Raw genomic sequence first — 26,711 nt, forward strand, 5'->3', positions numbered from 1 at the left:
TCCAATTTGTACAATACGAAAAGGTTACCCATTAGAGTAACCTTTGTAAATAAAATTATATCAGCGATTTTCCAAATATATCGACCATAACTTGAATTATATCGGCGATTTCTCAATTATATCGACCGTAACTCGCATTATATCAGCGATTATTGAAATATATCGACTTACCGACAATTAACAACGAAATTCGCCCGCTACTTTAAAGACTCAAGTTACCGCTCCAAAACAATTCGCTGTTTCGTGATCTCCGCCAACCTTCCGCGGTCTACTTCATACTCAGCTTCAACACTTTGCGGCACCATAACTTTTCCGCCCTTAAGCGTCACTTCCGGCGAAATAATATCCTGCTCCCAATGTCTGCTAGAAGCAGATATATCGCCTGGAATCGTAAAGTTCGGCAATGAGGCAAGCGCAACATTTTGTGCTCTTGAAATCCCCATCTCCACCATACCGCCGCACCAAACGGGTATGTTGTGCTCCATGCAATAATTATGGATTTGAACCGATTCTGTTAATCCGCCCACTCGCCCTGGTTTAATGTTCACAATTTGGCAGCTACCAAGGGTAATCGCAACGCGTGCATCTTCTAAACTATGAATACTTTCATCTAAACAAATCGGCGTTTCAATTTTCTTTTGCAACTCCGCGTGATCAAGAAAATCATAATCGGCTAACGGTTGTTCAATCATCATTAATTGGAATTCATCTAGTCGTTTCAGCCTCTCCGTATCCCCTAATGTATATGCTGAATTTGCATCTGCCATTAGCGGGATATGCGGAAACTCTTTTCGAATCTCTTTCAATAATTCGTAATCATGCTCTGGCTTTATTTTCACTTTAAAACGCTCGTATCCTTCTTCTGCGTACTTCTCGATTTGTTTTAACATAACCGGAATCGTATTGATCCCAATTACAACGCCGACTTCAATTTCAGACTTCGTTCCGCCAAGCACTGTCGCTAACGATTTCTTTTGACACTTCGCATATAAATCCCAAACAGCCCCTTCAATTCCAGCCTTTGCCATTCGGTTTCTTTTTATATGTTGAAATAGACCCGGTACCTCATTCGGATGAGAAATTTCAGCCTTTAATAAATCAGGTATTAAAAAGTCTTGCAGTACATGCAGCGCCGTCTTCACCGTTTCTTCCGTATACCACGGTTCAGAGAACGCAACGACTTCGCCAAATCCAATGTACCCGTCTTCATCTTCTAATTCAATAACGATACTCTCACGCTTTTCGTAAGTCCCGTAGCTTGCAGCAAACGGGATTACGAGTGGCATTTCCGTTATATACAGTGTCGCTTTTTTTATTTCCACCTACATCTCCTCCACTAATTGTCTTAACTCTCGTCTTAACAATTTTTTCGAAGCGTTACGTGGTAATTCCTCTAAGAAACATGCTTTCTTCGGCACTTTATATTTCGCTAATTTCTCCTCGCAAAAGTGAAGAATTTCTTCTTCTGTTACCGCCCCGCTTTTCACAACAAAAGCAGCGGGTACTTGTCCCCATTTATCATCAGTCATACCTACAACACCAGCTTCCGCTATCGCTGGATGGGACAGCAACACTTCTTCAATTTGAGCCGGATATATATTCTCTCCGCCAGAAATAATTAAATCACTGCGGCGATCTAATACGTATAAAAATCCTTCTTCATCTAAATAACCGAGGTCGCCAGTATGAAGCCATCCGTTTTGAATAGTCTCACGCGTCGCATCTTCACGGTTAAAATAACCGCCTGTTACGTTCGGTCCTTTTACTACGATTTCACCTTCCGCATGTGGCGGCACTACTACGCCGTCTTTTTCAATACGAAGTTGGCACTGAAATAGTGGCTTTCCAGCTGATCCTACTTTCGTTAACATGTAATCTGCGGACAACGTACAAATTTGCGAAGACGTTTCTGTCATACCGTACGTTTGATACACAGGAATTCCTTTATCTACACATGTTTCGAGTAACGGTTTTGGCGCTGGTCCTCCGCCAAGTAACATACATCGTAAAGAAGAAGGATATGTTTCTTCTCCAAGTCTCTCTAATAAATCAGTTAACATTTTTGATACGACTGAAATAATCGTTACGCCTCTCGTTTGAAGTGCTGTATGAATAAAATCAGCATCATATTTCGGAACGAGTAAAATGCGCATGCCGTACATAATATTTTTCATTAGAAGAGATAACCCGCCAACATGGAACATCGGCATACACGCTAACCAGCAATCATCATCACGAAGTCCTAAATTAAGCGAAGAGCCAACCGCGCTGGCCCAGTGATTTCCATATGTTAAAATAACACCTTTCGGTTTCCCTGTCGTCCCTGACGTATAAATAATCGTCATCGCTTCTTCTAAAGAGAATTCTTCTTGTATAGAGGCTTCCTCTTTTGGTCCATTCATCACTTCGGCGAATGAATAGACAGGAACATCTTTAGCATCAAATTCTTGATCGGTCACTAAACAAATAACTTCAGCATCATCCATTTGCCAAAGTAGCTCTTCTCTTGAAAGACGCGTATTTAAAAGCACAGCTACTGCCCCTACGTACGATAGGGCGTGAATAACTGTAATCATCTCCATACCATTTTTCATCAGAACAGCCACCTTTTGTCCTCGCTTCACTCCTACATGCGTGAGGTGTTCACAAACAGATACTACCTTTTCATGCAGCTGCATAAAAGTAACTTTCTCTTCCTCTATTTCAATTGCAGTACGATCTGGTGTTAAAAATGCACGTTGCTTTAACCAATTTGGCATCGTCTCCATCATACATTCTCCTTTCATGAAAGAAAGAGACTTGATGTGACATCAAGTCTCTTAGTTGTTTTGTTTCCGGTTTGTCACATCCAGCTACAGCGGCTAGAACAGTCGGTCGTTTCACGCCTTCCTACGAGGCAAAAAGCGCCTCTACGTCAGGAGTTCCAACGCCCTCTTGTTCTAAGCGAGCCGCTTCCGCTTTTAATTTCATCCAGCTACAGCGGCTAGAATGTTCGGTGGCTTCACTTCTTCCTACGAGGCAAAAAACGCCTCTATGTCAGAAGCTCCATCCCCCTCACATTCTAAGCGAGCCGCTTCCGCTTTTGATTTTATCCAGCTGCGCCTCCTAGCCCCTTCCGTCTAAGAACCTTCCGCACAAGAAAGAACCTTAGCCAACGGGGCTAAACAGTCGGCTCCGCTTTCATCACGGGAAACGAGGGAATTGACCGAAGTCCGGACTGCGTTTTTCTTTGAATGCGTCGCGACCTTCTTTTGCTTCGTCAGTTGTGTAGTACAATAACGTTGCATCTCCAGCTAGTTGTTGAATACCAGCTAGACCGTCTGTGTCTGCGTTGAATGCAGCTTTTAGGAAACGAAGTGCCATTGGGCTGTTTGCTAAGATCTCTTGTGCCCATTGTACTGTTTCTGCTTCCAGTTGTTCTAATGGTACTACTGTATTTACTAAGCCCATATCAAGCGCTTCCCCAGCACTGTATTGGCGGCATAGGTACCAAATTTCGCGAGCTTTCTTGTGGCCTACCATACGAGCTAAGTAACCAGCTCCGTATCCACCGTCAAAGCTTCCTACTTTAGGACCTGTTTGTCCGAATACAGCGTTGTCTGCAGCGATTGTTAAGTCACATACGATATGAAGCACGTGTCCTCCACCGATTGCATAACCTGCTACCATTGCGATAACTGGTTTAGGAATTGCGCGAATTAGACGTTGTAAGTCTAATACGTTTAAACGAGGGATTTGGTCGTCACCTACATATCCACCATGACCACGAACTTTTTGGTCGCCGCCAGAACAGAATGCACGTCCACCTTCACCTGTTAAAATGATAACGCCAACATTTGCATCATCACGAGCTTGTGCAAAAGCGTCGATTAACTCCATTACCGTTTTTGGACGGAATGCGTTATGTACTTCAGGACGGTTAATCGAAATTTTTGCGATACCATTGTATGTTGAATAAATAATATCTTCGTAATTGCCTTCTTTTACCCATTCAATAGCCATTACAACTACCTCCTTGTATATTTCTGATCTCCTCTATAAGTGTAACTTCATTCTTAACTGAAAAAAGCATCACTGCATAGTTTTTAGAAATCCCTTTACTATTGTATCAAACTTTTCCGGTTGTTCCACATGAATTGCATGGCCAGCACCATCAATTTTGACAATTTTCGCATCAGAGACGCATTTTTCGATGTTTTTTAATATGCGAAAGAACTTTTCATCATGCTCTCCGTTCATTAAAAGAACAGGTATTTTTAAGTTTTTTAGCTCATCCCACCATGAAGGCTGAGCCCCAGTTCCCATGCCGCGCAAGCTATTTGCGAGCCCTTTTGGGTTGTTAGCAAGTCGTTCTTTTCGCACCGCTTCTTGTACGTTTTTTGCTAAACGTTTTTGCGTTTCAAACAGCGGAATATTTTCCCACATCGATACAAAACTTTCTATGCCTTCTCGCTCAATTTTATCGGCAAGTCGCTCATCTTTTTCACAGCGTTCTTTTCGCTCATCTTCACTTTTGAGTCCAGCTGTACAATTTTCTAATAAAAGAGAACGTACATATTCTGGATATAGACACGCCATCGTAATCGCCAGTCTACCGCCCATTGAATAGCCAAGTATATGTGCTTTTTCAATATGAAGGTAATCTAATAGTTCTTTCATTTGCAATGCCACATTTCGAATGTCATAATGCGCAACATCTTCAGGACTCTCGGTCTTTCCGTGTCCAACAAGATCCACTACAATAACTTGAAACTGCCCACTCCATGAAGAGATAAAAGAACGCCACGTTTCCATGCTTCCCGTAAAACCATGAAGAAGTAGAAGTGGTTCCCCGCTTCCGACTACTTCATATTCATACGATACACCTTGCAGCGTTACTTTCATTTTGATTCACCTTGCAATGATGTAGTAATTACGTCCTGTGTTTTTGCCCATAACGTACGGTGCAACGTTAAGTTTTCATCACGGTTCGTACAAATTTCTACAACGTGTAAACCTTCTGTCGTTGCTCCCTTTTGTACTTCCTCCCGGAATTGCTCCCAACCATTTACACGGCTAAATGAACCGCCGTACATTTTAACAACATGCTCATAGTCAAGCCCAATCGGCGTTCCAAATAACGATTCGAAGTGTTCCTTTTTCTCATATTGTGGTAAGAATGAGAAAATACCCCCACCATCATTATTTACAACGACAATCGTTATATTTAATTCATGTAATTTTGCAGCTAATAGTCCATTTAAATCGTGATAGAATGATAAGTCACCGATGACTAATACGAGCGGATCGCAAATCATGCTCGCTCCTAAAGCTGTCGAAATGATGCCATCAATCCCATTTACACCGCGGTTTGCCATCACTTGAATATTTTTATCTGATGTGAAGAAGAATGAATCTGTATCACGAATTGGCATACTATTACTCGCAAATAACGTTGCTCCTTCTGGTAATACGCGTACAATATCTGTAATGACTTTTCCTTCAAATGCAGTTTCATATGTTTCCATTTCACGAAGCGTTTCCTTCGTTTTTTCGTTTATATGTTGCCACATTTGGGACCAATCATTTTTTTTCATAACTGGCATTTTTTCTATTAATGTACTGCAAAATGCAATATCACTTGCCTGTACAACTTCTGTCGCAACAAGAGCTGGATCTCTCCATTGTCCAGATTCGTCAACAACGATATGAACAGCTTTCGTTTGTTTTTTAATGAACTGCGTTAATGCTTTCGAAACAGGCATACCACCAAAACGAATTAAAACGTCCGGCTTCCACGTCTCTTTTAACAATTCATTTCGTAAAAATGTATCATAACAGTCGATTACCATCGTTTTATCGTGGTGCCCGCTACGAATATTAGAAAGTGGGTCTGCTAATATTGGGTATCCCGTTTTTTCAGCTAGTTGCGTTGCAAACGTTGCGATTTCTGAATGACTATCATCTCCACAAATAATAAGCCCCTTTTCCATATGTGAAAGGCGCCCTACAAGAGAATCTACATATTCACTCGGCATCACCACGTTCCCTTGCTGAACTACTCCTGTATATTCCCCGCGTCCTTTATCCCATAAACTTTCTAATGAAAAGTCCGGGATAAGCGGTTCACGAACTGGAAAATTAAGATGAACAGGTCCTTGCGGCGCTAAACAAGCACTTGCTATCATGCGCTGCGTTGTCATGCGAGCGTAGTGGTACATCGCTTCACTCGCTTCTGGAAGTGCCATCTCTGTAAATTGCTTCACAAACGTACCGTATAAATTAAATTGATTCATCGCTTGTGGTGCACCGACATCTCTTAATTCATGCGGTCTATCTGCTGTTAAGACGATAAGCGGCACTCGTGAATGGAAAGCTTCACATACAGCTGGATAGTAGTTCGCTGCTGCTGTTCCTGACGTACATAATAATGCAACCGGACGTTTTTTCGCTTTTGCGATACCGAGCGCAAAAAATCCTGCAGATCTTTCATCTACATGTAAATATGTGTTCATTCCTTCGTGTTGTTCCATTAGTAGAGCAATCGGCGTTGACCGTGAGCCTGGACTAATGACAACATCACATACATTTAGACGCGTCAGTTCATCCACGAACGCGCCTAAATAATATGATAATGCTTCTATATGATTGTTCATTTCATTAATTCCTCCAAAGCACCAAGCATCGGTCTAAACTTCAAACTTGTCTCTTCATATTCAAGTTGCGGTACTGAATCAATTACAATCCCGCAACCGGCAAATAAGGATGCTTTCTCGCCATTTAATAATCCGCAGCGAAGTGCAACCGCAAATTCACCATTTCCTTCATCATCTATCCAGCCAATCGGTGCACCATATAATCCTCTGTCTAACAATTCAACATCACGAATCAGTTTCATCGCTTCCAAACGAGGTGTCCCGCCAAGAGCTGGTGTTGGATGTAATTCTTCTACCATCGTTAAAAGACTCGCAGTGCCTTTTGCCTCTACAGGCGTATATAAATGAATTAAGTTTTTCGTTGTTAATAGACCTGGACTCTCCGGAATATTAACGTATTCGCAGTGCTCATTTAATACCGACCTGATCATGTTCACAACATAACCGTGTTCAGCTAAATTCTTTTCATCATGAAGAAGCGCATTACTATTTCGCTTACTTTCTTCTATAGATTGACCATGACCAGTTGAACCAGCAAGACACATCGAAGTAAACTTCTCATCTTCTTTGCGAATTAACCTCTCTGGCGTCGCTCCTAAGAAGCATGCTCCTTTATAATCAAAAGAAAATACGTAACAATCCGGTTGCCCAATGCGAAGTGCTTCTAAAACAAGAGCAGAATCAATATGATGATCCATTTCTACTTTTAGCTCCCTCGCTAATACAACCTTCTGCACGTTACCCTGCTTCATCTCATCTTGCACTTTCTCAATGGCTTTCATCCAGCCTTTCGGATCCACTTCCACTTTAGAAGTAACTGTTAATTTCGATCCTTCTAATGCACATTTACTCTCCCCAAAAATTTTCTCTTCTAAAGAAACAATTTCGTTATAAAGAGTTTCTGCACAATCTGTTGCTGAAACGAATGTATTCATCGTTAACCATGCTTTTTCATTTTTTACAGTTAATAAAAATGCTGGTAGTGAAAATGTCGTATCATCGAATTCTTTCCATAAGTCCGTTTTCTCTTTTTCTTGGTCAAATGAAAATCCACCAAATAAAAGAGGACCTGTTCCAAATTCATATTTTTCTCTTTGTACAAATGCTTTCTCTTTTACTTTATCCCACTCGTCACGAGCCGCTTGAAAGCGTTTGTGAGAAGAATTTGCTATAGTGAAAACAGAGCCAATTCCAGCAAATATTACATGCTGAGCTGGATCTGCAAAATAACATCTATTTTCCAATGCAATCCTTTTTCCTGCTGCATAAAACAGAAGCGGATCCATCCAGTCTATTTGTTTTACAAAACTAACCAATATTTTTTCATCAGTTGCATGCTTAATGGCTGCACTAAGAACTTCTTGCAAGCCTTTTTGTTTCGTTTGAATCACAATTGTCTCCCCCCTATGGGCGAAAAATAGTCATAATTACGCTTGATTTTAAGATACACCTCAAACGAAAGGCCTGTCAACGTTTAGCATTTCTGAGAAATTCACCTTTTCTTCCTAGAAAATAAACGTTGACACTAAATGATGCTTTTTCTACACTTAGTTGTGTACAATATGTGACCAAAGGAGGATTCAACATGGAAATGAACGTCGAAACGAATTCCTCTCCTACGGCGCCAAAACCAAGCAAGCAAACAGGCTGGCGCATTTGGTGGAGTTTACTACGTCCCCATACATTAACAGCAGCTTTCGTTCCTGTTTTCATCGGAACAGCCTATGCAATGCAGGTCGGAGGTATAAATCAAATCCATCTCCCTCTTTTCCTTATAATGCTTCTTGCTTGTCTTCTCATTCAGGCAGCAACAAACATGTTTAATGAATACTTTGATTATAAAAGAGGACTCGATCACGAAGGTTCAGTTGGTATCGGCGGCGCTATCGTTCGCGATGGCATTCAGCCAAAAACAGTGCTTAACTTAGCATTTGGATTTTTCGGCATCGCAATACTATTAGGTGTTTATATTTGTATGAATTCTAGCTGGTGGCTTGCTGCAATCGGTCTTGTTTGTATGGCCGTTGCTTACCTTTACACGGGTGGCCCACTTCCCATTGCCTATACACCATTTGGAGAGTTAACAGCCGGATTATTTATGGGTGTTATCATTATTGGAATTTCATTCTTTATTCAAACTGGAACTGTAACATCAGAAGTCATTTTACTATCTATTCCAAGCTCCATTTTAATTGGTGCCATTTTACTAGCTAATAATATTCGTGACTTAGATGGCGATAAAGAAAACGGTCGTAAAACGTTAGCAATTCTCGTTGGACGCGAGCGAGCGGTTGGTGTACTTGCTTCGATGTTCATCGTTTCCTACATTTGGACAATTGCTTTAATTATCGTGAGCATCGTATCACCATGGATGCTTATCGTATTTTTAAGTGCACCGAAAGCATTTAAAGCGACGAAAGGCTTTATCGGCAAAAGCATTCCAATGGAAATGGTACCTGCGATGATTGCAACAGCAAAAACAAATACAATCTTCGGTCTCTTAATGGGAATCGGGTTATTACTTGGATATTTCCTTTAAAAGGAGCTGCTAACGCGGCTCCTTTTTCGTATCTGAAATTCATCTCATAATTCCTACTCGCAACGCTCATACTATGTAAAGAAACTGAATTGTAGGAAGGTGGACGACTATGTTAACTCCACAACAAGTAGGTCAATTTAAATCCATTTTAGAAAAACAAAAACAAGAACTAGAGCAAACGATACAAACTCATGAAAATACAGATCGTGCTTCTGAACGTGACTCAGTAGGAGAACTATCTAGCTATGACAACCATCCAGCTGATATGGCAACAGAGCTATATGAACGTGAAAAAGACTTCGGACTTATTGAACTTTGGCATAAACAGCTAGAGGATACGAAGCATGCCTTGCAAAAAATAGAAGCAGGTACGTACGGCATTTGCGAAGTGTCTGGTGAAGAAATTCCGTTTGAAAGATTAGAAGCAATGCCGACTGCTACAACATGCATCCAGCACGCGGCAAATAAGTTAAATATGAATACACGACCAGTTGAAGAAGAAGTGTTATCTCCTTCTTTCCACAAACATGATGAAGATCGTTCTGTTGAATATGATGCAGAAGATGCATGGCAAGATGTTGCTAATTACGGAACGTCTGAAACACCGTCTGATTTAGAAAGACGAGATTCGAAAAACTATAATGGCATGTACGTAAACAGTGAGGAAAATGTAGGATACGTAGAAGATTTCGAAAACTTTATTGGTACAGATATGTATGGAAAAAATCCGCAAGTTTTCGCTACAGAAGAACATGAAGAATATGAACAAATGCTTGATGACTTTGAAGAGCGTACCTTTAAGGGCGAATTATCTTCAAATGAGTCGAGTTCCAAAGAATAAAAAAAAGCATTCCGAAAATCGGAATGCTTTTTATCGCTAGCTAATTAGTTTTTTGTAACGTTAGCAGCTTGTGGTCCACGGTTACCTTCAACGATTTCGAAAGAAACTTCTTGACCTTCTTCTAAAGTTTTGAATCCGTCACCTTGGATAGCTGAGAAGTGAACGAATACATCGTCTCCACCTTCAACTTCGATGAAACCGAAACCTTTTTCGCTGTTGAACCATTTAACTTTACCTGTTTGCATGTCATGTACCTCCTAAATAAAAATGAAACTATGAATCCACATGAAAAGGTGGATATAAAGGACATGAATGTATAACAAGCTTACAGCCTTTAATTCAACGTGCTTTATTTCCGTACCACATTATGTAGCTCAATAGTGATTTCACTATATCACGCTATATCCAAAACGTCAAATGAGAACACTTTCATTCCACCATTTTTTTATAATTTTAATATAATGTTGAATTTCCATATTCATATTTTAGCCCGGTATTTGTGGATAATTTGATTGGCGGGAGCTGCTAATCCGTTTGGGTTGGTCCCATTTTATTTGAAAATTAACAAAACTAAAGTATTCTAATCCTATTAAATTCTGTACAATATAAGTATCTATTACATACGAGGTGAAAAAAATGAGAGCACATGAAATCGAGTATAAGTTATACGGAGATGATATGCAGTTTGTTGAAATTGAGTTAGATCCAGAAGAAAGCGTGATCGCAGAAGCTGGCGCAATGATGATGATGGAAGATTACATAGAAATGGAAACAATCTTCGGTGATGGTTCTGGCCCATCTGGAGGTTTATTCGGAAAATTAATGGGCGCTGGTAAGCGTCTCGTTACAGGCGAAAGTATGTTTATGACTGTATTTACAAATACAGGTCACGGCAAACGCCACGTCTCATTTGCTGCTCCTTATCCTGGTAAAATTATTCCTGTAGATTTAACAGAATATCAAGGAAAAGTAGTTTGTCAAAAAGATGCCTTTCTTTGTGCCGCAAAAGGTGTTTCTATCGGAATTGAATTTACGAAAAAAATAGGAACTGGTTTCTTCGGTGGTGAAGGTTTTATCATGCAGAAACTTGAAGGTGACGGTCTTGCTTTCATGCACGCAGGTGGAACTGTATATAAACGTGAATTAAAACCTGGTGAGAAACTTCGCATTGATACAGGTTGTCTTGTTGCTATGACAAAAGACATTAACTATGATGTCGAGTTCGTTGGAAAAGTAAAAACAGCTCTATTTGGCGGCGAAGGTTTATTCTTCGCAACGTTAGAAGGACCTGGAACAGTTTGGATTCAGTCCTTAACACTTAGCCGATTAGCAGCACGCCTTACAAGCCCAGCAGCGCAAAGTACTGGCGAAGGTAGTGTATTAGGTGGCCTTGGTCGTTTATTAGATGGGAAAGAGTAAACTGTGCCCTTATGTGGGAATGGCCATCAACTAATAAAATAATAAAATTAAAACACCCTTGCTTGCAGTAATAAAGTGAAAGGGTGTTTTAATTTACGTCTACAAACGAGAAAAAGCAGTTAAAATAAAGTAATAAGGTTTACTTAAGGAAAATAAGGTATATTATATTTGTTGAGTAGATTCTCTTTAGAGACAAGAAAAGTAGGTGAACAAAGTGGGAAAATATCAATTGGATTCCAAAAGTCAGGTAGCTGTGGCAAAGTTCCATGAAAAACAGAAGCCTGCCAAATTTGATAAAAAGCAGCAACTTGAAAAATTGCGTACGGAGTATTTGAAAAAGAAGCAAAAACAAACAGATAAATAATATGTTTTATTTTCCGAATTTTTTCTGTATGTAACGCAAACAAACACAAGAAAATAGGTAAGTTATTCATCATTCAAATATATACAGGCTATTTTTTCAAACCTCTTACTTATGCAACTAACGCATGCGTCAGTTCATTAAGAATAACTAAAAAAGTCGATTCCTTGAGATGAAAAAGAGTAAACAGTGTCCTTATCAGGCACTGTTTTATTTTGACATTATAATTTCCTCCACTGATTTAGGTAAGCGATACAAGCTATTCTCCACCTCCAAAAGAATGAATCAAGTTCCTCACCGCATATATTAAACTATACCTTTTCTTAAGGAGGGCTTCCTTAATGCGTACTCCTTTATCCTTTGATAAAGACACTGCCATACTGTTAGCTTCTTGTTGTGAGTTAACGTATGAACAATATAAACAAAATGGTATTTTCGAAATACCAGATGGTTTTCAATATGTACAAGGTTTTCAAGGAAAGGCCATTCAAACAACAGAATGGTTCGGATTTATATTAGAATCTGAGGATACAATTATCGTTGCCTTCAGAGGCACTCAAACAGATCCAGATTGGATTATTGATTCTCTCGTCAATCAAAAACCTTATCCTTATGCTTTAAATGGCGGAAATGTCCATAACGGTTTTCTCTCTATTTATGAGTCTTGTCGTGATTCTATTATGGATATGCTCGTATCATTGCCAGCACATAAAAAACTGCTAGCTACTGGGCATAGTCTAGGTGGCGCGCTTGCCACATTACACATATTAGATGCACGTATAAATACTGCCTTCGCACAGTATGGACTTTATACATTCGCTTCTCCAAAAGTAGGAGATATCGCTTTTCGAAATTATTATAAACTACAAGTAGCTAGTAGCTTTCGTTTCGTCAACTTATTCGATGTCGTCCCACTTCTCCCTCCCCGAAACATAAATTTTAATGATCATGATTGGGAGTATGCACACGTCCATCACAACATGACATTTACAAAAAACACAAAATCCATTACAAATAATCATTCCATTACAACATACAAAACATGTCTGACTTCTCATTTTTAACCAGTAAACAATTGGAAATAAAATATTCGTATACTATAATAATCTATGAAGTTATTTTTGGATGAGGGGACCTTACATGTTAAAATTTATCTTCGCATTTTTCCTTATTATAATTTTTACGGTTACAGGTTTCTTTACATTTTCATACTTTGCGACAGGAGAGTATGATGGGGCAGGTATCATATATACCACTGTTCCATTTCTTTCTTAAGCAAAATAAATAAAACGAGCTTAATTTTATTAAGCACGTTTTATTTATTAATATCCATTTCTGTTGGTAAATCGATAATATATCTCCCAATATAGCAACCTCTTTAAAACTGTTTAACTGCATTACCAATACCCCAAATTTCATTACTGTACTGCAAAATCGTTCGATCGCTCGCAAAATGACCAGACTGTGCAATATTTAAAATCGACATTTCTAGCCACTTCGTTCGGTTCTCATAAGCTCTACCGACAGCTTCTTGTCTTTCAGCATATGGACCAAAATCTCGCAGAACGAAATATTCATCATTTTGAATAACGAGAGAATCGTAAATTGCTTCAAATTCGGCTCCCGACTGTGCAAAGAAACCATTCGTTAACTGATCTACTACCTTTTTAATGTGCCCATTGTGGTGATAATAATCACTTGCACGATATCCACCATTTTGATAGTAATGAAGAACCTCTTCGGCTGTTAAACCGAAAATGAAACAGTTATCATCACCGACCCGGTCTTTTATTTCAACGTTAGCACCGTCTAGCGTTCCGAGTGTAATCGCACCATTCATCATAAATTTCATATTACCTGTTCCCGATGCTTCTTTACTCGCCGTTGAAATTTGTTCACTTACATCCGCCGCTGGGAATATATCTTCTGCTAAAGAAACTCGATAGTTTTCTAGAAAGATAACTTTCATATATTGACTGACATACGGGTCATTATTTACTTTTCTTGCGAGTTCATTTATTAATTTAATAATTTTTTTCGCGTAATAATAGCCAGGTGATGCTTTCGCTCCAAAAATAAAAGTACGCGGATAAAATGTAAAACTAGCATCCTCTTTCAAACGGTTATACAAATATAAAATATGAAGAACATTTAATAATTGTCGTTTATAAGCATGTAATCTTTTCACTTGCACATCAAAAATAGAATTTGGATCAATGGTAATCCCCATTGTATTATGAATACGCTCCGCTAAAATCTCTTTACGCTCTTGTTTTACCTCTGCAAATTTCTCTTGGAAACTCGCATCATATTGAACTAATTGTAGCTCTTGAAGCTTAATCGGTTCTTTCTTCCACTCTGTTCCAATCGCCTCTGAAATGAGATTTGTTAACTGTGGATTTGCTTTCATAAGCCAGCGCCTATGAGCAATTCCATTCGTCTTATTATTAAACTTATCTGGATAAAATTCATAAAACAATCGCATTTCCCGCTGCTTTAATATTTCCGTATGAATTTTCGCTACACCATTTACGCTATGGCTACCGACAATCGCTAAATGAGCCATTTTCACAAGGTCATGTGCAATAATCGCCATTGCTTCAATACGATCCCACTCATACGGATACTGTTCCCAAAGTTCATGACAGAAACGTTCATTAATCTCTTCAATAATCATATAAATTCTCGGTAATAACGGTTTAAAAATGTGAATTGGCCACTTTTCGAGCGCTTCTGATAACGTTGTATGATTCGTATAAGAAATCGTCTGCGTCGTTATGTGCCAAGCTTCTTCCCATGCTAACTTTTCTTCGTCTAGTAAAATGCGCATCAGTTCCGGAATTGCTAAAACCGGATGTGTATCGTTAATGTGGATCGCAATTTTTTCATGTAGTTGACGAAGGTCACCATATCTTTCTCTATGCATTCGAACGATATTTTGCAAACTTGCTGATACGAGGAAATACTGTTGTTTTAAACGAAGTATTTTTCCCTCATCATGCGTATCATCTGGATATAAAAACTCCGATACAGCCTCTGTTTCACGCTTATATTTCAAAATATCTTTGCAGTTTTGCGGGAAAGGAACTGGTTCAGCATTCCAAAGTCTAAGTGTATTTACAGTACTCGTCTCATAGCCAACTACCGGCACATCATATGGCACGGCCATAATGATTTCTGCATTTGTATGCCTAAACTCTAAACGCCCGTCAATTTCTAGCGGTTCAACACTGCCGAAATAACTTACTTCTACAGCTTGATCATGCCTTCTTACTTCCCATACGTTTTCATGAAGAAGCCACTGTTCTGGAAATTCAACTTGATAACCATCAACAATTTTCTGATCAAACAAACCATGTTTATAACGAATTCCACAGCCGTGTCCTGGCAAGTTTAAAGATGCAAGTGAATCGAGAAAACAGGCTGCTAAGCGTCCAAGCCCACCATTACCAAGGCCTGCATCTGCTTCCACTTCTTCTAACTCTTGTAACGAAATCCCTAGTTCAGATAACCCCTGCTCGCATACATCTCGAATACCTAAATTCAAGATGTTACTTCCAAGCAAACGTCCAAGCAAAAACTCAATAGACAAGTAATACATTTGCTTTTGCTCTCCGGATCGATAACTCTCGTTCGTTGCAATCCATTGACCATTCATATATTCACGCACCATATGGCCGAGCGTATTATATTGATCACGAGTTGTAGAATCTTTGAAACTTTTACCATACATCGTCTCTAACTTTTCTAGAAAAGCTGATTTGAAACTTTCAACATGAGTAAACATTTCTTCACCACCTACATGTTATTCCATGAGACTTTTATACAATTTCTTATAAGCAAGAGCTGACTTCTCCCAGCTATAATCTTCCGTCATCGCTTGCTTTACAAGCTGCTCCCATACCGGTTTATCGTGATAAAATTCAATTGCACGATGGATCGTATGCAGCATGTCATGTGCATTAAAATTCGTGAAACTAAAACCATTTCCTTCTCCAGTTTCTTCATCATAAGAATGTACCGTATCGTTTAATCCACCTGTTTCTCTTACAATTGGAATCGTACCGTATGCTAATGCGATAAGTTGTCCAAGTCCACACGGTTCAAACAGCGATGGCATTAAGAATAAATCACTTCCTGCATACACTTGATGAGCTAATTCTTCATTAAATCCGATATAAACTTTTACCTTCTCCGGATACTCATATGCCATCCATTCAAAGAATTGCTCATATTCCGAATCACCTGATCCTAAAATAATACATTGTACATCTTCTTCCATTATTTCGCGGAATACAGTACGTACTAAATCAAGACCTTTTTGCTTCGTTAATCTCGTTACCATTGAAATAATTGGTGTATCCTCTTTTTCTGGCAAACCAAAATAACGCTGCAAGGCGCGTTTATTTTCACTCTTTTCATATAATGACTCTGCATCATACTGAGCCTTAATATACGAATCCGTCTCTGGATTATATACGCTCGTATCAATTCCATTTACAATGCCGCTAAGCTTATCATTATATTTGCGTAACAACCCATCTAACTTCTCACCGAAAAACTCATATTGAATTTCTTCTTTATATGTCGGGCTAACTGCTGTAATTTGATCTGAAGCTATAATACCGCCCTTCATAAAGTTCACATTCCCATAAAACTCTAACTGCTCACTGTGGAAATATTCATCACCAAGTTCTAACAAGTCGTACATTACTTCAGGAGGAAATACACCTTGGAACTGTAAGTTATGAATTGTATATACCGTTTTAATACGCTCATATAACGGGTTATCTTGATACTTTTCACGAAGTAAGAAATTAACCATAGCCGTATGCCAATCGTGGCTATGAAGAATATCCACTTCAAAATCAAGGTGCGAAATACACTCTAACACCGCTTTTGAGAAATAAGAAAAACGCTCTCCGTCATCATAATGACCATACAGAGAATCTCTCTTAAAATAATATTCATTATCTATTAAGTAATACGTAATTCCGTCTTGCTCACCTTTTAAAATTCCACAATATTGATTTCTCCACCCAAGCGGGACGTTAATTACTTTATGTAACGTACATCCATCTCTTAACTTTTGCGGAATGAGACTATAATTTGGAAGTATAATACGAACGTCCACTCCTAATTTTTTCAGCTCTTTTGGGAGCGCACCCGCTACATCAGCTAATCCTCCCGATTTCACAAACGGTACACATTCTGATACTGCAAATAAAATATTCACTTGTTGTCCCACTGCGCGAAAAGTTTTTATTACTCCTCTTGCAGCTTCCTCCCTTCGAGTTTTCATTTAAATTAAAACTTTAATCAGTGGAGGAAAAAGCCCCCACTGATTCTTTAGGAATAACTATTAATCGTACTGTTTTGTACGCTTCCTTTTTCTACAACATACGGCCCATCGGCGTTTCCTTTTAATACGACACCGTCACCAATTTTCACGTCTTTATCAATAATAACACCGTCTATTATACAGTTATCTCCAATTTGGCTCTTTTGCATAATAATACTGTTACGAATAATTGAACCTTTTCCAATTTTAACTGAACGGGAAACAACACTGTTTTCGACTTCCCCTTCAATAATACTACCGTTTGCAATCATTGTATTTTTCACGACTGCACCCTTTAGATAACGAGTTGGTGGCTCATCTTTTACTTTCGTAAAGATCGGTGCTTCTTTCTTAAATAATTGCTTCCAAATAGCAGGTTGCAAAATTTCTAAGCTATGTTTATAGTAACTTTCAATCGAGTCAATAATTGCTACATATCCAGTATGTTCATATGTAGCAATGTGTAATGATTTCCCGCGCTTTTCTCTCACTACATCAAATAAACTGTATTGTTCCACACCTTTATATGACTCAAATAAGTCTAACAATAATTGTTTCTTTAACACGTATGTTTGAAGCGAACCCCCTTCATGGCAAACTTCCGTAATATCAGCTGCCGTATGTATATGTCGCTCTAACACCGCTTGAAAATTTAATGCTGTTACGAGATGGCTATTCGTAATAACAACGTACTCTTCTCTGCTTCTTAGAAAATAATCAATATGTCTTCTAAAGTGTGCAAAAGACCCAAATTCATCTTGGTCACATTGGCAGTTTGGCGGGAATAAAAATAGTCCGTCTCGTTTTCTATCTAAATCCCACTGTTTTCCTGAACCAACATGGTCCATTAACGAACGATTTTTATGGCTTGTAAAAACTGCCACACTATGAATACTAGAATTCACCATATTTGAAAGCATGAAATCAATGAGTCGATAACGGCCCCCAAACGGTAACGCCGCTAGTGAACGATGCCCTGTTACTTTCTTTAAGGAAGGAAAACTTCCCGTTGCATTAATAATTCCTAACATTTTTTCTCCCATTCATTTCATCCCCCTTTTCTATTTCCCTTCAGCAATTAATACTACATCGTCAACATTCTTTTCTGGACGAATGATTGTTCCATCTTCGATAACCATTTCTGATCCAACAATCGCTCTTTCAATCACAACATTTTTACCAATCTTAGCCCCTGGCATAACGACAGAATCAATCACCATACTTCCTTCTTCCACCGTCACTCCTTGGAATAACACAGAATGCTTCACGTCCCCTTCAATGACGCACCCTTCGTTAATAAGCGATTCTTCTACTTTCGCCTTTTCAGCAATATATTGAGGCGGTTCGTTTGGATTGACAGAGTAAATACGCCAATTACGATCGTTTAAATTCAGTGATGTTTCATCGCGAAGCAAATCCATATTCGCTTCCCATAAGCTCTTCACCGTTCCAACATCTTTCCAATATCCTTCAAACGGATACGCCATTAGCTTCTTCCCTTCATCCAATAAAAGCGGAAGTACGTCTTTTCCGAAATCGTTACTAGATTCAGGATTTCTTGCATCCATCTCTAAATACTCTTTCAAAATTGACCAATTAAAAATATAGATTCCCATTGATGCAAGATTACTTCTTGGAAATTGCGGTTTCTCTTCAAACTCAACAATCTCCATTTCTTCATTTGTATTCATAATGCCAAAGCGACTTGCTTCATCCCAAGGTACTTCAATAACAGAAATGGATACGTCCGATTCTTTCTCAATATGGTAATCTAGCATCTTACTGTAATCCATTTTATAAATATGGTCGCCTGATAAAATGAGAACATACTCCGGTTCATACTGACTTAAATAGTTTAAGTTTTGATAAATGGCACTTGCCGTACCTGTATACCACTTAACCCCTGAAGACTCCGCATAAGGAGGTAAGACTGTGACCCCACCGTTTACTCGGTCTAAATCCCACGCATTTCCGATTCCGATATAATTATGAAGTTCGAGTGGTTGATATTGCGTTAAAATCCCAACCGTTTCAATACCAGAATTCGCACAGTTACTTAGCGTAAAATCAATAATGCGATATTTACCACCAAATGGAACAGCTGGCTTGGCTAAATTCTTTGTTAATGCACTTAAACGACTACCTTTTCCCCCTGCTAGTAACATTGCTACGCACTTTTGTTTTTGAGCCATCTTGTTTTTTGCTCCCCTTTCTCGTCTTCACTGGTCGTAATATGGATACGCCAAATGGTGGAATTGTAATCTCTACATGTGCTGCTTGATTATGGTACGGTTCTAGAATCGTCTTAAGACGTTTCTTATTCACTTGTCCCGAACCTCCATATTGCTGTGCATCACTGTTTAAAATCTCGTTATAATACTCGAAATCTGGTACACCTACTTTATAGTTTTCATATGTAGCTTTCGTAAAATTACATACGATAACTAACGCATCTTCTTGTTTATCCCCTTGGCGGATAAACGAGAAAATACTTTGCTCGTTATTATTAGCATCAATCCACTGAAAACCTTCAGGCGAATGATCAAGCTGCCAAAGTGGTTTTGAGCGCTTATACAATGCTATGAGCTCTTTAAAGTAATCATGCATATAACGATGCATTTCAAAATCATGTAAATTCCAATCTAAATCTTCAAGGTCTTTCCACTCATCAAACTGCCCGAATTCTCCTCCCATGAAAATTAATTTCTTTCCTGGGTGAGTAAAGAAATATCCATATAATAAACGAAGCTGAGCAAACTTATCCCAGTAATTACCTGGCATTTTATTTAATAACGACTTTTTCCCATGAACGACTTCATCATGAGAAAGGGGTAATATGAAGTTTTCAGAGTAAGCATATAGTAAAGAGAACGTCATTTTCTCATGAATATATTTTCTGTACTCTGGCGCACACTCCATATATTTCAGCACGTCATTCATCCAGCCCATATTCCATTTGTAATTGAATCCAAGCCCACCTTCATACGTTGGTGCTGTTACAAGTGGCCAAGCTGTTGAATCCTCTGCCGTCATAAGAAAATCTTCATCCTCTGCAAACACTGCTTCATTTAACTCCCGTAAAAATGACACAGCGTACTCATTACTTTGCTCTTGTCCTTCTTTATTCCAGTACAACATGTTCGCAACTGCATCTACTCTGAAACCATCAATATGGAAATATCTCATCCAAAATAACGCATTTGAAATTAAGAAATTACGTACCTCTCTCTTTCCTAAATCAAAATTGACAGTTCCCCATACTAGATTTTCTTGTACATCTTTATCTTTATATTCATAGGTCGGTGTGCCATCAAACAAATATAAACCGTGAGCATCTTTACAAAAATGCCCCGGTACCCAATCTAAAATGACACCGATTCCATATTTATGACATTCGTCGACAAAATACATTAAATCATGCGGTGTACCAAATCTACTCGTCGCTGCATAATATCCCGTTCCTTGATATCCCCAAGAACGATCATATGGATGCTCAACAAGCGGCATAATTTCAATATGTGTAAATTGATGTTCCACCACATACGGAATGAGTTCTTCTGCCATTTCCCTGTAAGAATATAGTGTTCCATCTTCTTTCTTTTTCCAAGAACCAAAATGTAATTCATAAACTGTCATCGCTTCTTTATAAATCGGTTTTTTCTTTTTCTTACGATTCCAGTTTTTATCATTCCATTCATATCCTTTTATATCAAAAACTACAGATGCCGTATTCGGTCTTACTTCTGCATATATAGCATACGGATCTGCCTTTAAAATGACGTCACCAGCCAACGTTTCAATCGCATATTTATATATTTCTCCTTCTTCAATATGCGGTATAAATAAGGACCAAATCCCTTCTTCTGTCACTTGTAGCATCTTATGTTGCTCATAATCCCACTCATTAAAATCTCCAACAACACTCATTGCTTTCGCATGAGGAGCCCAGACTGTAAATCGTACCCCTTGAATCTCATCTTCCGTCACAACATGTGCGCCAAAGATGTTATAACTTTCATAGTACTTTTCTGTATGAAACTCATCTCGTTTCACTTCTTCACAATTTATTACACTCAATATGCTCACCTCACTTAGATGACAGAATTTTTTATACTTTAACTATTTCTGCGAAAAACTGCAATATCCTTGTTAATTTATAAAAAACATTCGTTTTTTTCTTAAAAATGTTAGTTTTTCTTCACATTTCCGTGTAAAATATCGAATTTTGACGAATATTCATTGAAAACGCTTTATTATTCTTCTATATTTTTACCAATTATTTTTTCTCAACCTTTATTTTATTATGTTTATCCTATTTTTCATGCTATTTTCCACTCAAAATCAAAACAAAATAATCTGTCATAAAAAAATGTTTCTCAATATTTTTTGTCACAATGTTATTGAAATGCGAAATTTAATCCTGCTTTTGAAAAGCTACTTTCCGAAAAAGGAGTAACCGCAAAAGTAAATGAACCGAAACTAGAGGCAGATTCTGTTACAGTTGGCGGCGCTATCGATGACAAAAACTTTGCTGGATTAGATGGTGATTTCCCGTTCATTGATGTAATTTTCAAAGTAGAAAATGATGAATTTTATGAAGCAAACGCTCAATTAGAGTCACCAATTTTTGTTTACTGGAAACAAGGTGAATCAGAACCAAATAGAATGCGTGTACTTCAAGATCAAACATTCTCAGTTATGTCCTTAAACTCACTAGTAGAAGGAAATATTAAACCTGGTGCGTTCTTAAATGAACGCGAATATTTAGATGAAAAGTTCGATTATACAAAGCTTGGCGTAAAAGTATATGCGACTGATTCTTACCGTCATAAGTTTGAAGGCTCACTAGATAAATACGGATACTTCAAACTAAATGGACTTCCAGTTAATAAACGCGACAATAACTTATATGTAGAGATGCCAGGACATTTAACAAGCCGCCTAACAACGAAACTTGGTACTGAAAAAGACGGTAAGCTGCTTGGCCAATATTATTATGCAAGACCTGACGAAAACCTTGCCGGCGATGTAAATGGTGATAAAGTAATCGATATTAAAGATGCTGAAATTATCGCTAGCAACTATGGTAAAAAAGAACTAACTGTAAAAGACGGAGACCTTAATAAAGATGGTATTGTCGACGAAAAAGATATTCGCTTCGTTGAAAGGAACTTCTTGAAAAAAGGTCCAGATGCATCTAAATCACAAACACCTGTAGAAAAATCCAAAAGCGGTACACTGGCAGATATTTTAAAGAATTTAGGATTAACACCTAAAAAATAATAAATTGAAACTTTAATCAGTGGGTTTTTACTGCCCGACAAATAGCGGAATAATAAAGAGCACTCTACGTAAAATAGAGTGCTCTTTTCTATAAACGACCCTTATCCAGCAAAAGGGGTATATTGGGGATATACAAGGGAAACCGGAAAAGGAATTTATATTAAATTATATAAGTTCAGAGGTAAGAAGCAGTTTCCCACCTCTGAATTATTTAGCAATTATTATAGTACTGGTGCCATTGTTTCTTTTAATACTTTTACAGAATGAGCGAACTTCACTTTTTCCTCTTCATTTAGCTCAAGTTCTACGATTTCACGTACACCTTCGCGGTTAATTACAGCTGGAACACCTACGTAAGCATCTTTCTCGCCGTATTGACCTTCAAGGTATGCAGATACAGTTAATACGCTGTTCTCGTTGTTTAAGATTGCTTTAGTTACACGAAGTAGTGACATACCGATTCCGTAGTAAGTTGCACCTTTACGCTCGATGATATGGTAAGCTGCATCACGTACGTTTTCGAAGATTTTGTCTAAGTCTTCTTGTTTGTACTGTTCGTTGTTAGCTAAGATTGTTTCTAATTTTTGTACACCAATAGTAGCGTGGCTCCATACTGGAAGTTCAGTGTCACCGTGTTCACCAACGATGTAAGCATGAACGTTACGTGGATCTACATCTAAGTAGTCACCTAACATGTAACGGAAACGAGCAGAGTCTAAAGTAGTACCAGAACCGATTACGCGCTCTTTCGGTAAACCAGATTCTTTCCAAGTTACGTAAGTTAAAATATCAACTGGGTTAGTTGCGATTAAGAAGATTCCATCGAATCCGCTATCCATAATGCCGCGAACGATTTGTTTAAAGATCTTTGTATTTTTCTCAACTAAGTCTAAACGAGTTTCACCTGGCTTTTGTGGTAACCCAGCAGTGATAACAACTAAATCTGCATCTTTACAATCTGCATAGCTACCGCTCCAAACTTTTGTTGGTGATGGAGAGAATGGTACCGCATGGCTTAAGTCCATTGCTTCCCCTTCTGCTTTTGCTTCATTAACATCTACTAATACGAATTCTTCAGCTACACCTTGGTTGATCATTGAGTAAGCGTAACTACAACCTACAGCTCCTGTTCCTACTAATACTACACGATTGATACCTTTTTTCATGGTAATTTCCCCTCTCTATTGTTCACATATATTTTTTTATGATTGTTTAAGTAATTAATTAAAATACTAATTTAATGTTGTTTAACTTCTTTACATTCATATTGTAGCACGTATTATTGTGAATTACTTCACAAATTATGACCTATTTGTGAACTTTTTCACATAGAGTGTAAAGTTATTGGAATAGGTGTGGAATCCATTTCAATGGAGGCGTTTTCTTTAGATTGTGAAAGGGATTTTCTTGTGTTTTTCGTCGGTAAGTGAAATTATATCGGCGATTTTTAGAATATATCGACCGTAACTCCAAATATATCAGCGATTATTAAAATTTATCGATCGTAACTCAAATTATATCAGCGATTTTTGCAATATATCGACTTACCGACAAAACTCGACAATAATGACAACATAAAAAAGCTGTCTCCAGTAGATCACACCTGTTGAAAGAAGCAGCTTCTTCTATATATTATTTATTTTCATCCGTTTCTCCAAGTGTAGGAGGCTACAGCCATACAGCTGGGGTAAAAGTTCAACTTGAGGTATCATTTTAGATAGATAGTTCCTTCATATTCATACAGGCCCAAATAAACAACATGATTGTATTTACCGCTCTATATACCCAACTGCAACAGCCCATACTTCATATTTCTTCTATTGCATAAAAAAGCAGACTATCCAAAGTTCACTTTTATACAACAAAAAAGAGATAGCAGATTATGCTATCTCTTTTAGTATGACCCGTACGGGATTCGAACCCGTGTTACCGCCGTGAAAGGGCGGTGTCTTAACCACTTGACCAACGGGCCAGTTCTGGCAGAGAAGAAGGGATTCGAACCCTCGCACCGCGTTCGCGATCTACTCCCTTAGCAGGGGAGCCCCTTGAGCCACTTGGGTACTTCTCTATAAATATGGCTCCGCAGGTAGGACTCGAACCTACGACCGATCGGTTAACAGCCGATAGCTCTACCACTGAGCTACTGCGGAACAATTATGGTGGGCCTAAATGGACTCGAACCATCGACCTCACGCTTATCAGGCGTGCGCTCTAACCAGCTGAGCTATAGGCCCATAATTGAAAAGCGGGTGAAGAGAATCGAACTCTCGACCAGAGCTTGGAAGGCTCTTGTTTTACCACTAAACTACACCCGCATTAAATTGTAAATGGTGAGCCATGAAGGACTCGAACCTTCGACCCTCTGATTAAAAGTCAGATGCTCTACCAACTGAGCTAATGGCTCATTTTGAAAGTGGTGCCGACTAGAGGACTTGAACCCCCAACCTACTGATTACAAGTCAGTTGCTCTACCAATTGAGCTAAGTCGGCTCGTGATTTCAAAATGGTGGCTCGGGACGGAATCGAACCGCCGACACGAGGATTTTCAGTCCTCTGCTCTACCGACTGAGCTACCGAGCCTTTATGTAAAAAATGGCGGTCCCGACCGGGGTCGAACCGGCGATCTCCTGCGTGACAGGCAGGCATGTTAACCACTACACCACGGGACCATTTGGTTGCGGGGACAGGATTTGAACCTGCGACCTTCGGGTTATGAGCCCGACGAGCTACCGTGCTGCTCCACCCCGCGATGATAAAATATTCACTTTAGAAAAAATGGAGGAGGTAGAGGGATTCGAACCCCCGCGCGACTCTCGCCGCCTGTCGGTTTTCAAGACCGATCCCTTCAGCCGAACTTGGGTATACCTCCGAGATATATACGTCTAATGGTGGACCTTGTAGGACTCGAACCTACGACCGGACGGTTATGAGCCGTCTGCTCTAACCAGCTGAGCTAAAGGTCCTTTATGGTAGCGGCGGAGGGGATCGAACCCCCGACCTCACGGGTATGAACCGTACGCTCTAGCCAGCTGAGCTACACCGCCATAAATGATATTAATATAAGTGGAGCCTAGCGGGATCGAACCGCTGACCTCCTGCGTGCAAGGCAGGCGCTCTCCCAGCTGAGCTAAGGCCCCATGTTTTTTGGAATATCGGGAAGACAGGATTTGAACCTGCGACCCCCTGGTCCCAAACCAGGTGCTCTACCAAGCTGAGCCACTTCCCGTTAATAAAAGCGCGCCCGAGAGGAGTCGAACCCCTAACCTCTTGATCCGTAGTCAAACGCTCTATCCAATTGAGCTACGGGCGCATATGGTGCCGAGGGCGGGGGTCGAACCCGCACGGTGGTCACCCACCGCAGGATTTTAAGTCCTGTGCGTCTGCCTGTTCCGCCACCCCGGCATGTCATATTGAAAATTGGAGCGGAAGACGGGATTCGAACCCGCGACCCCAACCTTGGCAAGGTTGTATTCTACCACTGAACTACTTCCGCAAGACATGTATGAGTTATTTTATTAAAAGTGCGGGTGAAGGGAGTCGAACCCCCACGCCAAAGGCGCTAGATCCTAAGTCTAGTGCGTCTGCCAATTCCGCCACACCCGCATATTTCATTAAAATGGTGAGCCATGAAGGACTCGAACCTTCGACCCTCTGATTAAAAGTCAGATGCTCTACCAACTGAGCTAATGGCTCTTAATGGCTGGGCTAGCTGGATTCGAACCAGCGCATGACGGAGTCAAAGTCCGTTGCCTTACCGCTTGGCTATAGCCCATTAATTAAGAATGGTGGAGGGGGGCAGATTCGAACTGCCGAACCCGAAGGAGCGGATTTACAGTCCGCCGCGTTTAGCCACTTCGCTACCCCTCCGACATATATGGTGGAGGATGACGGGATCGAACCGCCGACCCCCTGCTTGTAAGGCAGGTGCTCTCCCAGCTGAGCTAATCCTCCATTTTGCCTGGCAACGTCCTACTCTCACAGGGACAAGGTCCCAACTACCATCGGCGCTAGAGAGCTTAACTTCCGTGTTCGGTATGGGAACGGGTGTGACCTCTCTGCCATCATTACCAGACTGTATTCATTTAAGACAAGAATCATTGTAACTTATTTAACTTTTAAAGTCAACAAGTTTTTTATATTCTTTCAAAACTAGATAACATTGCTTCATATTATATGGTTAAGTCCTCGATCTATTAGTATTCGTCAGCTCCACATGTCACCATGCTTCCACCTCGAACCTATCAACCTGATCATCTTTCAGGGATCTTACTAGCTTACGCTATGGGAAATCT

19 protein-coding genes, 23 tRNA genes, 2 rRNA genes and 2 pseudogenes are annotated in these 26,711 nt (G+C 39.5%); 8 read left to right on the forward strand and 38 right to left on the reverse strand.

What is annotated here, in order from left to right; translation table 11 throughout:
- Positions 1-215: 215 nt before the first annotated feature.
- From menC to GBN78_RS01565, 6 genes are all read right to left on the reverse strand, one after another.
- The gene (gene menC / locus GBN78_RS01540) at positions 216-1,322 is read right to left on the reverse strand and encodes an o-succinylbenzoate synthase (RefSeq protein ID WP_000403299.1); all 1,107 of its coding nucleotides are present in this window, start codon (positions 1,320-1,322) and stop codon (positions 216-218) included.
- On the reverse strand, positions 1,323-2,768 hold the full coding sequence (locus GBN78_RS01545; RefSeq protein WP_044584944.1) for an o-succinylbenzoate--CoA ligase: 1,446 nt from the start codon (positions 2,766-2,768) through the stop codon (positions 1,323-1,325).
- A gap of 415 nt (positions 2,769-3,183) precedes the next feature.
- On the reverse strand, positions 3,184-4,002 hold the full coding sequence (gene menB / locus GBN78_RS01550) for a 1,4-dihydroxy-2-naphthoyl-CoA synthase (RefSeq protein ID WP_000963884.1): 819 nt from the start codon (positions 4,000-4,002) through the stop codon (positions 3,184-3,186).
- Between the two features lie 69 nt (positions 4,003-4,071).
- Complete coding sequence (menH, locus tag GBN78_RS01555; protein ID WP_000869216.1) at positions 4,072-4,884, reverse strand: 2-succinyl-6-hydroxy-2,4-cyclohexadiene-1-carboxylate synthase; 813 nt, start codon at positions 4,882-4,884, stop codon at positions 4,072-4,074.
- Positions 4,881-6,635: a 2-succinyl-5-enolpyruvyl-6-hydroxy-3-cyclohexene-1-carboxylic-acid synthase gene (menD, locus tag GBN78_RS01560; RefSeq protein WP_001059220.1), complete on the reverse strand. Its 1,755-nt coding sequence runs from the start codon at positions 6,633-6,635 to the stop codon at positions 4,881-4,883. The genes menH and menD overlap by 4 nt, the downstream gene beginning before the upstream one ends.
- Positions 6,632-8,026 carry an isochorismate synthase gene (locus GBN78_RS01565; protein WP_000616750.1) on the reverse strand — a complete coding sequence of 465 codons (1,395 nt, stop codon included), beginning with the start codon at positions 8,024-8,026 and terminating at the stop codon, positions 6,632-6,634. Before GBN78_RS01565 ends, menD begins: the two co-directional genes overlap by 4 nt.
- 194 nt (positions 8,027-8,220) lie before the next feature.
- On the opposite strand from GBN78_RS01565, the gene GBN78_RS01570 reads away from it, so the two are divergent.
- Together GBN78_RS01570 and GBN78_RS01575 are read left to right on the forward strand one after the other, a co-directional pair.
- Positions 8,221-9,174, forward strand: coding sequence for a 1,4-dihydroxy-2-naphthoate polyprenyltransferase (locus GBN78_RS01570; protein ID WP_000425743.1), 954 nt, complete (start codon positions 8,221-8,223; stop codon positions 9,172-9,174).
- Between the two features lie 109 nt (positions 9,175-9,283).
- Complete coding sequence (locus GBN78_RS01575) at positions 9,284-10,015, forward strand: yteA family sporulation protein (protein ID WP_000957392.1); 732 nt, start codon at positions 9,284-9,286, stop codon at positions 10,013-10,015.
- Positions 10,016-10,059: 44 nt separating this feature from the next.
- Here the strand turns inward: GBN78_RS01575 and cspD are convergent, their stop codons facing one another.
- Positions 10,060-10,260 carry a cold-shock protein CspD gene (gene cspD / locus GBN78_RS01580; protein WP_001193054.1) on the reverse strand — a complete coding sequence of 67 codons (201 nt, stop codon included), beginning with the start codon at positions 10,258-10,260 and terminating at the stop codon, positions 10,060-10,062.
- 391 nt (positions 10,261-10,651) lie between these two features.
- Between cspD and GBN78_RS01585 the strand changes: the two genes are divergently transcribed.
- From GBN78_RS01585 to GBN78_RS30855, 4 genes are all read left to right on the forward strand, one after another.
- The gene (locus tag GBN78_RS01585; protein ID WP_001201257.1) at positions 10,652-11,434 is read left to right on the forward strand and encodes a TIGR00266 family protein; all 783 of its coding nucleotides are present in this window, start codon (positions 10,652-10,654) and stop codon (positions 11,432-11,434) included.
- Between the two features lie 214 nt (positions 11,435-11,648).
- Entirely contained in the window at positions 11,649-11,798 is a 150-nt protein-coding gene (locus GBN78_RS30055) for a hypothetical protein (RefSeq protein ID WP_000521639.1), read from the forward strand.
- A 338-nt stretch (positions 11,799-12,136) separates the two neighbouring features.
- Positions 12,137-12,859, forward strand: coding sequence for a lipase family protein (locus GBN78_RS01590; RefSeq protein WP_001260111.1), 723 nt, complete (start codon positions 12,137-12,139; stop codon positions 12,857-12,859).
- Between the two features lie 76 nt (positions 12,860-12,935).
- Positions 12,936-13,070, forward strand: a complete 135-nt coding sequence (locus GBN78_RS30855) for a hypothetical protein (protein ID WP_000911064.1) — start codon at positions 12,936-12,938, stop codon at positions 13,068-13,070.
- Positions 13,071-13,173: 103 nt separating this feature from the next.
- Here GBN78_RS30855 and glgP read toward each other — a convergent pair whose 3' ends face one another.
- The 5 genes from glgP to glgB all read right to left on the reverse strand — a co-directional run bounded on the left by glgP (position 13,174) and on the right by glgB (position 21,213).
- Positions 13,174-15,582 carry a glycogen phosphorylase gene (gene glgP / locus GBN78_RS01595; protein WP_000494064.1) on the reverse strand — a complete coding sequence of 803 codons (2,409 nt, stop codon included), beginning with the start codon at positions 15,580-15,582 and terminating at the stop codon, positions 13,174-13,176.
- A gap of 18 nt (positions 15,583-15,600) precedes the next feature.
- Positions 15,601-17,031 (reverse strand): glycogen synthase GlgA, encoded by a 1,431-nt coding sequence (gene glgA / locus GBN78_RS01600; protein WP_033685823.1) that lies wholly within the window; start codon positions 17,029-17,031, stop codon positions 15,601-15,603.
- Positions 17,032-17,144: 113 nt separating this feature from the next.
- Complete coding sequence (gene glgD, locus GBN78_RS01605) at positions 17,145-18,179, reverse strand: glucose-1-phosphate adenylyltransferase subunit GlgD (RefSeq protein WP_070184444.1); 1,035 nt, start codon at positions 18,177-18,179, stop codon at positions 17,145-17,147.
- Positions 18,180-18,197: 18 nt separating this feature from the next.
- Positions 18,198-19,328, reverse strand: coding sequence for a glucose-1-phosphate adenylyltransferase (gene glgC, locus GBN78_RS01610; RefSeq protein ID WP_000057604.1), 1,131 nt, complete (start codon positions 19,326-19,328; stop codon positions 18,198-18,200).
- Positions 19,276-21,213, reverse strand: coding sequence for a 1,4-alpha-glucan branching protein GlgB (glgB, locus tag GBN78_RS01615; RefSeq protein ID WP_070184445.1), 1,938 nt, complete (start codon positions 21,211-21,213; stop codon positions 19,276-19,278). The genes glgC and glgB overlap by 53 nt, the downstream gene beginning before the upstream one ends.
- 327 nt (positions 21,214-21,540) lie before the next feature.
- On the opposite strand from glgB, the pseudogene GBN78_RS01625 reads away from it, so the two are divergent.
- Positions 21,541-22,419: pseudogene (locus GBN78_RS01625) on the forward strand (dockerin type I domain-containing protein); the annotation flags it as partial.
- A gap of 221 nt (positions 22,420-22,640) precedes the next feature.
- On the opposite strand, the gene GBN78_RS01635 reads toward GBN78_RS01625, so the two are convergent.
- Positions 22,641-23,585 carry an L-lactate dehydrogenase gene (locus tag GBN78_RS01635; protein ID WP_000715340.1) on the reverse strand — a complete coding sequence of 315 codons (945 nt, stop codon included), beginning with the start codon at positions 23,583-23,585 and terminating at the stop codon, positions 22,641-22,643.
- A 470-nt stretch (positions 23,586-24,055) separates the two neighbouring features.
- Here GBN78_RS01635 and GBN78_RS30565 point away from each other — a divergent pair.
- Positions 24,056-24,222: pseudogene (locus tag GBN78_RS30565) on the forward strand (IS4 family transposase); the annotation flags it as partial.
- 97 nt (positions 24,223-24,319) lie between these two features.
- On the opposite strand, the gene GBN78_RS01640 reads toward GBN78_RS30565, so the two are convergent.
- The 25 genes from GBN78_RS01640 to GBN78_RS01760 all read right to left on the reverse strand — a co-directional run.
- A tRNA-Glu gene (locus GBN78_RS01640) sits at positions 24,320-24,391 on the reverse strand.
- A 5-nt stretch (positions 24,392-24,396) separates the two neighbouring features.
- Positions 24,397-24,487, reverse strand: a tRNA-Ser gene (locus GBN78_RS01645).
- Between the two features lie 7 nt (positions 24,488-24,494).
- Positions 24,495-24,569, reverse strand: a tRNA-Asn gene (locus GBN78_RS01650).
- Positions 24,570-24,576: 7 nt separating this feature from the next.
- Positions 24,577-24,653 (reverse strand) — tRNA-Ile (locus GBN78_RS01655).
- A 10-nt stretch (positions 24,654-24,663) separates the two neighbouring features.
- A tRNA-Gly gene (locus GBN78_RS01660) sits at positions 24,664-24,734 on the reverse strand.
- 13 nt (positions 24,735-24,747) lie between these two features.
- Positions 24,748-24,823 (reverse strand) — tRNA-Lys (locus GBN78_RS01665).
- Positions 24,824-24,833: 10 nt separating this feature from the next.
- Positions 24,834-24,909 (reverse strand) — tRNA-Thr (locus GBN78_RS01670).
- A 14-nt stretch (positions 24,910-24,923) separates the two neighbouring features.
- Positions 24,924-24,999, reverse strand: a tRNA-Phe gene (locus tag GBN78_RS01675).
- Between the two features lie 13 nt (positions 25,000-25,012).
- Positions 25,013-25,088, reverse strand: a tRNA-Asp gene (locus GBN78_RS01680).
- A gap of 3 nt (positions 25,089-25,091) precedes the next feature.
- A tRNA-Met gene (locus tag GBN78_RS01685) sits at positions 25,092-25,168 on the reverse strand.
- A gap of 27 nt (positions 25,169-25,195) precedes the next feature.
- Positions 25,196-25,288: transfer RNA gene (locus GBN78_RS01690), tRNA-Ser, on the reverse strand.
- Between the two features lie 17 nt (positions 25,289-25,305).
- A tRNA-Ile gene (locus GBN78_RS01695) sits at positions 25,306-25,382 on the reverse strand.
- A 4-nt stretch (positions 25,383-25,386) separates the two neighbouring features.
- A tRNA-Met gene (locus GBN78_RS01700) sits at positions 25,387-25,463 on the reverse strand.
- Between the two features lie 20 nt (positions 25,464-25,483).
- Positions 25,484-25,556, reverse strand: a tRNA-Ala gene (locus GBN78_RS01705).
- Positions 25,557-25,571: 15 nt separating this feature from the next.
- Positions 25,572-25,645 (reverse strand) — tRNA-Pro (locus GBN78_RS01710).
- Between the two features lie 10 nt (positions 25,646-25,655).
- Positions 25,656-25,729 (reverse strand) — tRNA-Arg (locus tag GBN78_RS01715).
- A 3-nt stretch (positions 25,730-25,732) separates the two neighbouring features.
- Positions 25,733-25,821 (reverse strand) — tRNA-Leu (locus tag GBN78_RS01720).
- Positions 25,822-25,837: 16 nt separating this feature from the next.
- Positions 25,838-25,912 (reverse strand) — tRNA-Gly (locus tag GBN78_RS01725).
- 29 nt (positions 25,913-25,941) lie between these two features.
- A tRNA-Leu gene (locus tag GBN78_RS01730) sits at positions 25,942-26,022 on the reverse strand.
- Positions 26,023-26,036: 14 nt separating this feature from the next.
- Positions 26,037-26,112: transfer RNA gene (locus GBN78_RS01735), tRNA-Lys, on the reverse strand.
- Positions 26,113-26,116: 4 nt separating this feature from the next.
- Positions 26,117-26,191: transfer RNA gene (locus tag GBN78_RS01740), tRNA-Gln, on the reverse strand.
- 11 nt (positions 26,192-26,202) lie between these two features.
- Positions 26,203-26,286 (reverse strand) — tRNA-Tyr (locus GBN78_RS01745).
- Positions 26,287-26,294: 8 nt separating this feature from the next.
- A tRNA-Val gene (locus GBN78_RS01750) sits at positions 26,295-26,370 on the reverse strand.
- 5 nt (positions 26,371-26,375) lie between these two features.
- Positions 26,376-26,491 (reverse strand): 5S ribosomal RNA (gene rrf, locus GBN78_RS01755).
- 101 nt (positions 26,492-26,592) lie between these two features.
- A 23S ribosomal RNA gene (locus GBN78_RS01760) occupies positions 26,593-26,711 on the reverse strand; the annotation flags it as partial.

It is taken from the genome of Bacillus sp. B2-WWTP-C-10-Post-4, assembly GCF_009183805.1.
GTDB classification, from domain to species: domain Bacteria; phylum Bacillota; class Bacilli; order Bacillales; family Bacillaceae_G; genus Bacillus_A; species Bacillus_A cereus.

Excerpts from the sequence above, each read along its gene's own strand:
- glgC (WP_000057604.1), bottom strand. The coding sequence starts at position 19,328 with ATGGCTCAAAAACAAAAGTGCGTAGCAATGTTACTAGCAGGGGGAAAA.
- GBN78_RS01545 (WP_044584944.1), bottom strand. The coding sequence starts at position 2,768 with ATGGAGACGATGCCAAATTGGTTAAAGCAACGTGCATTTTTAACACCA.
- menB (WP_000963884.1), bottom strand. The coding sequence starts at position 4,002 with ATGGCTATTGAATGGGTAAAAGAAGGCAATTACGAAGATATTATTTAT.
- glgP (WP_000494064.1), bottom strand. The coding sequence starts at position 15,582 with ATGTTTACTCATGTTGAAAGTTTCAAATCAGCTTTTCTAGAAAAGTTA.
- menH (WP_000869216.1), bottom strand. The coding sequence starts at position 4,884 with ATGAAAGTAACGCTGCAAGGTGTATCGTATGAATATGAAGTAGTCGGA.
- GBN78_RS30855 (WP_000911064.1), top strand. The coding sequence starts at position 12,936 with ATGTTAAAATTTATCTTCGCATTTTTCCTTATTATAATTTTTACGGTT.
- GBN78_RS01575 (WP_000957392.1), top strand. The coding sequence starts at position 9,284 with ATGTTAACTCCACAACAAGTAGGTCAATTTAAATCCATTTTAGAAAAA.
- GBN78_RS01585 (WP_001201257.1), top strand. The coding sequence starts at position 10,652 with ATGAGAGCACATGAAATCGAGTATAAGTTATACGGAGATGATATGCAG.
- glgD (WP_070184444.1), bottom strand. The coding sequence starts at position 18,179 with ATGGGAGAAAAAATGTTAGGAATTATTAATGCAACGGGAAGTTTTCCT.
- GBN78_RS01570 (WP_000425743.1), top strand. The coding sequence starts at position 8,221 with ATGGAAATGAACGTCGAAACGAATTCCTCTCCTACGGCGCCAAAACCA.
- cspD (WP_001193054.1), bottom strand. The coding sequence starts at position 10,260 with ATGCAAACAGGTAAAGTTAAATGGTTCAACAGCGAAAAAGGTTTCGGT.
- GBN78_RS01590 (WP_001260111.1), top strand. The coding sequence starts at position 12,137 with ATGCGTACTCCTTTATCCTTTGATAAAGACACTGCCATACTGTTAGCT.
- menD (WP_001059220.1), bottom strand. The coding sequence starts at position 6,635 with ATGAACAATCATATAGAAGCATTATCATATTATTTAGGCGCGTTCGTG.
- GBN78_RS01635 (WP_000715340.1), bottom strand. The coding sequence starts at position 23,585 with ATGAAAAAAGGTATCAATCGTGTAGTATTAGTAGGAACAGGAGCTGTA.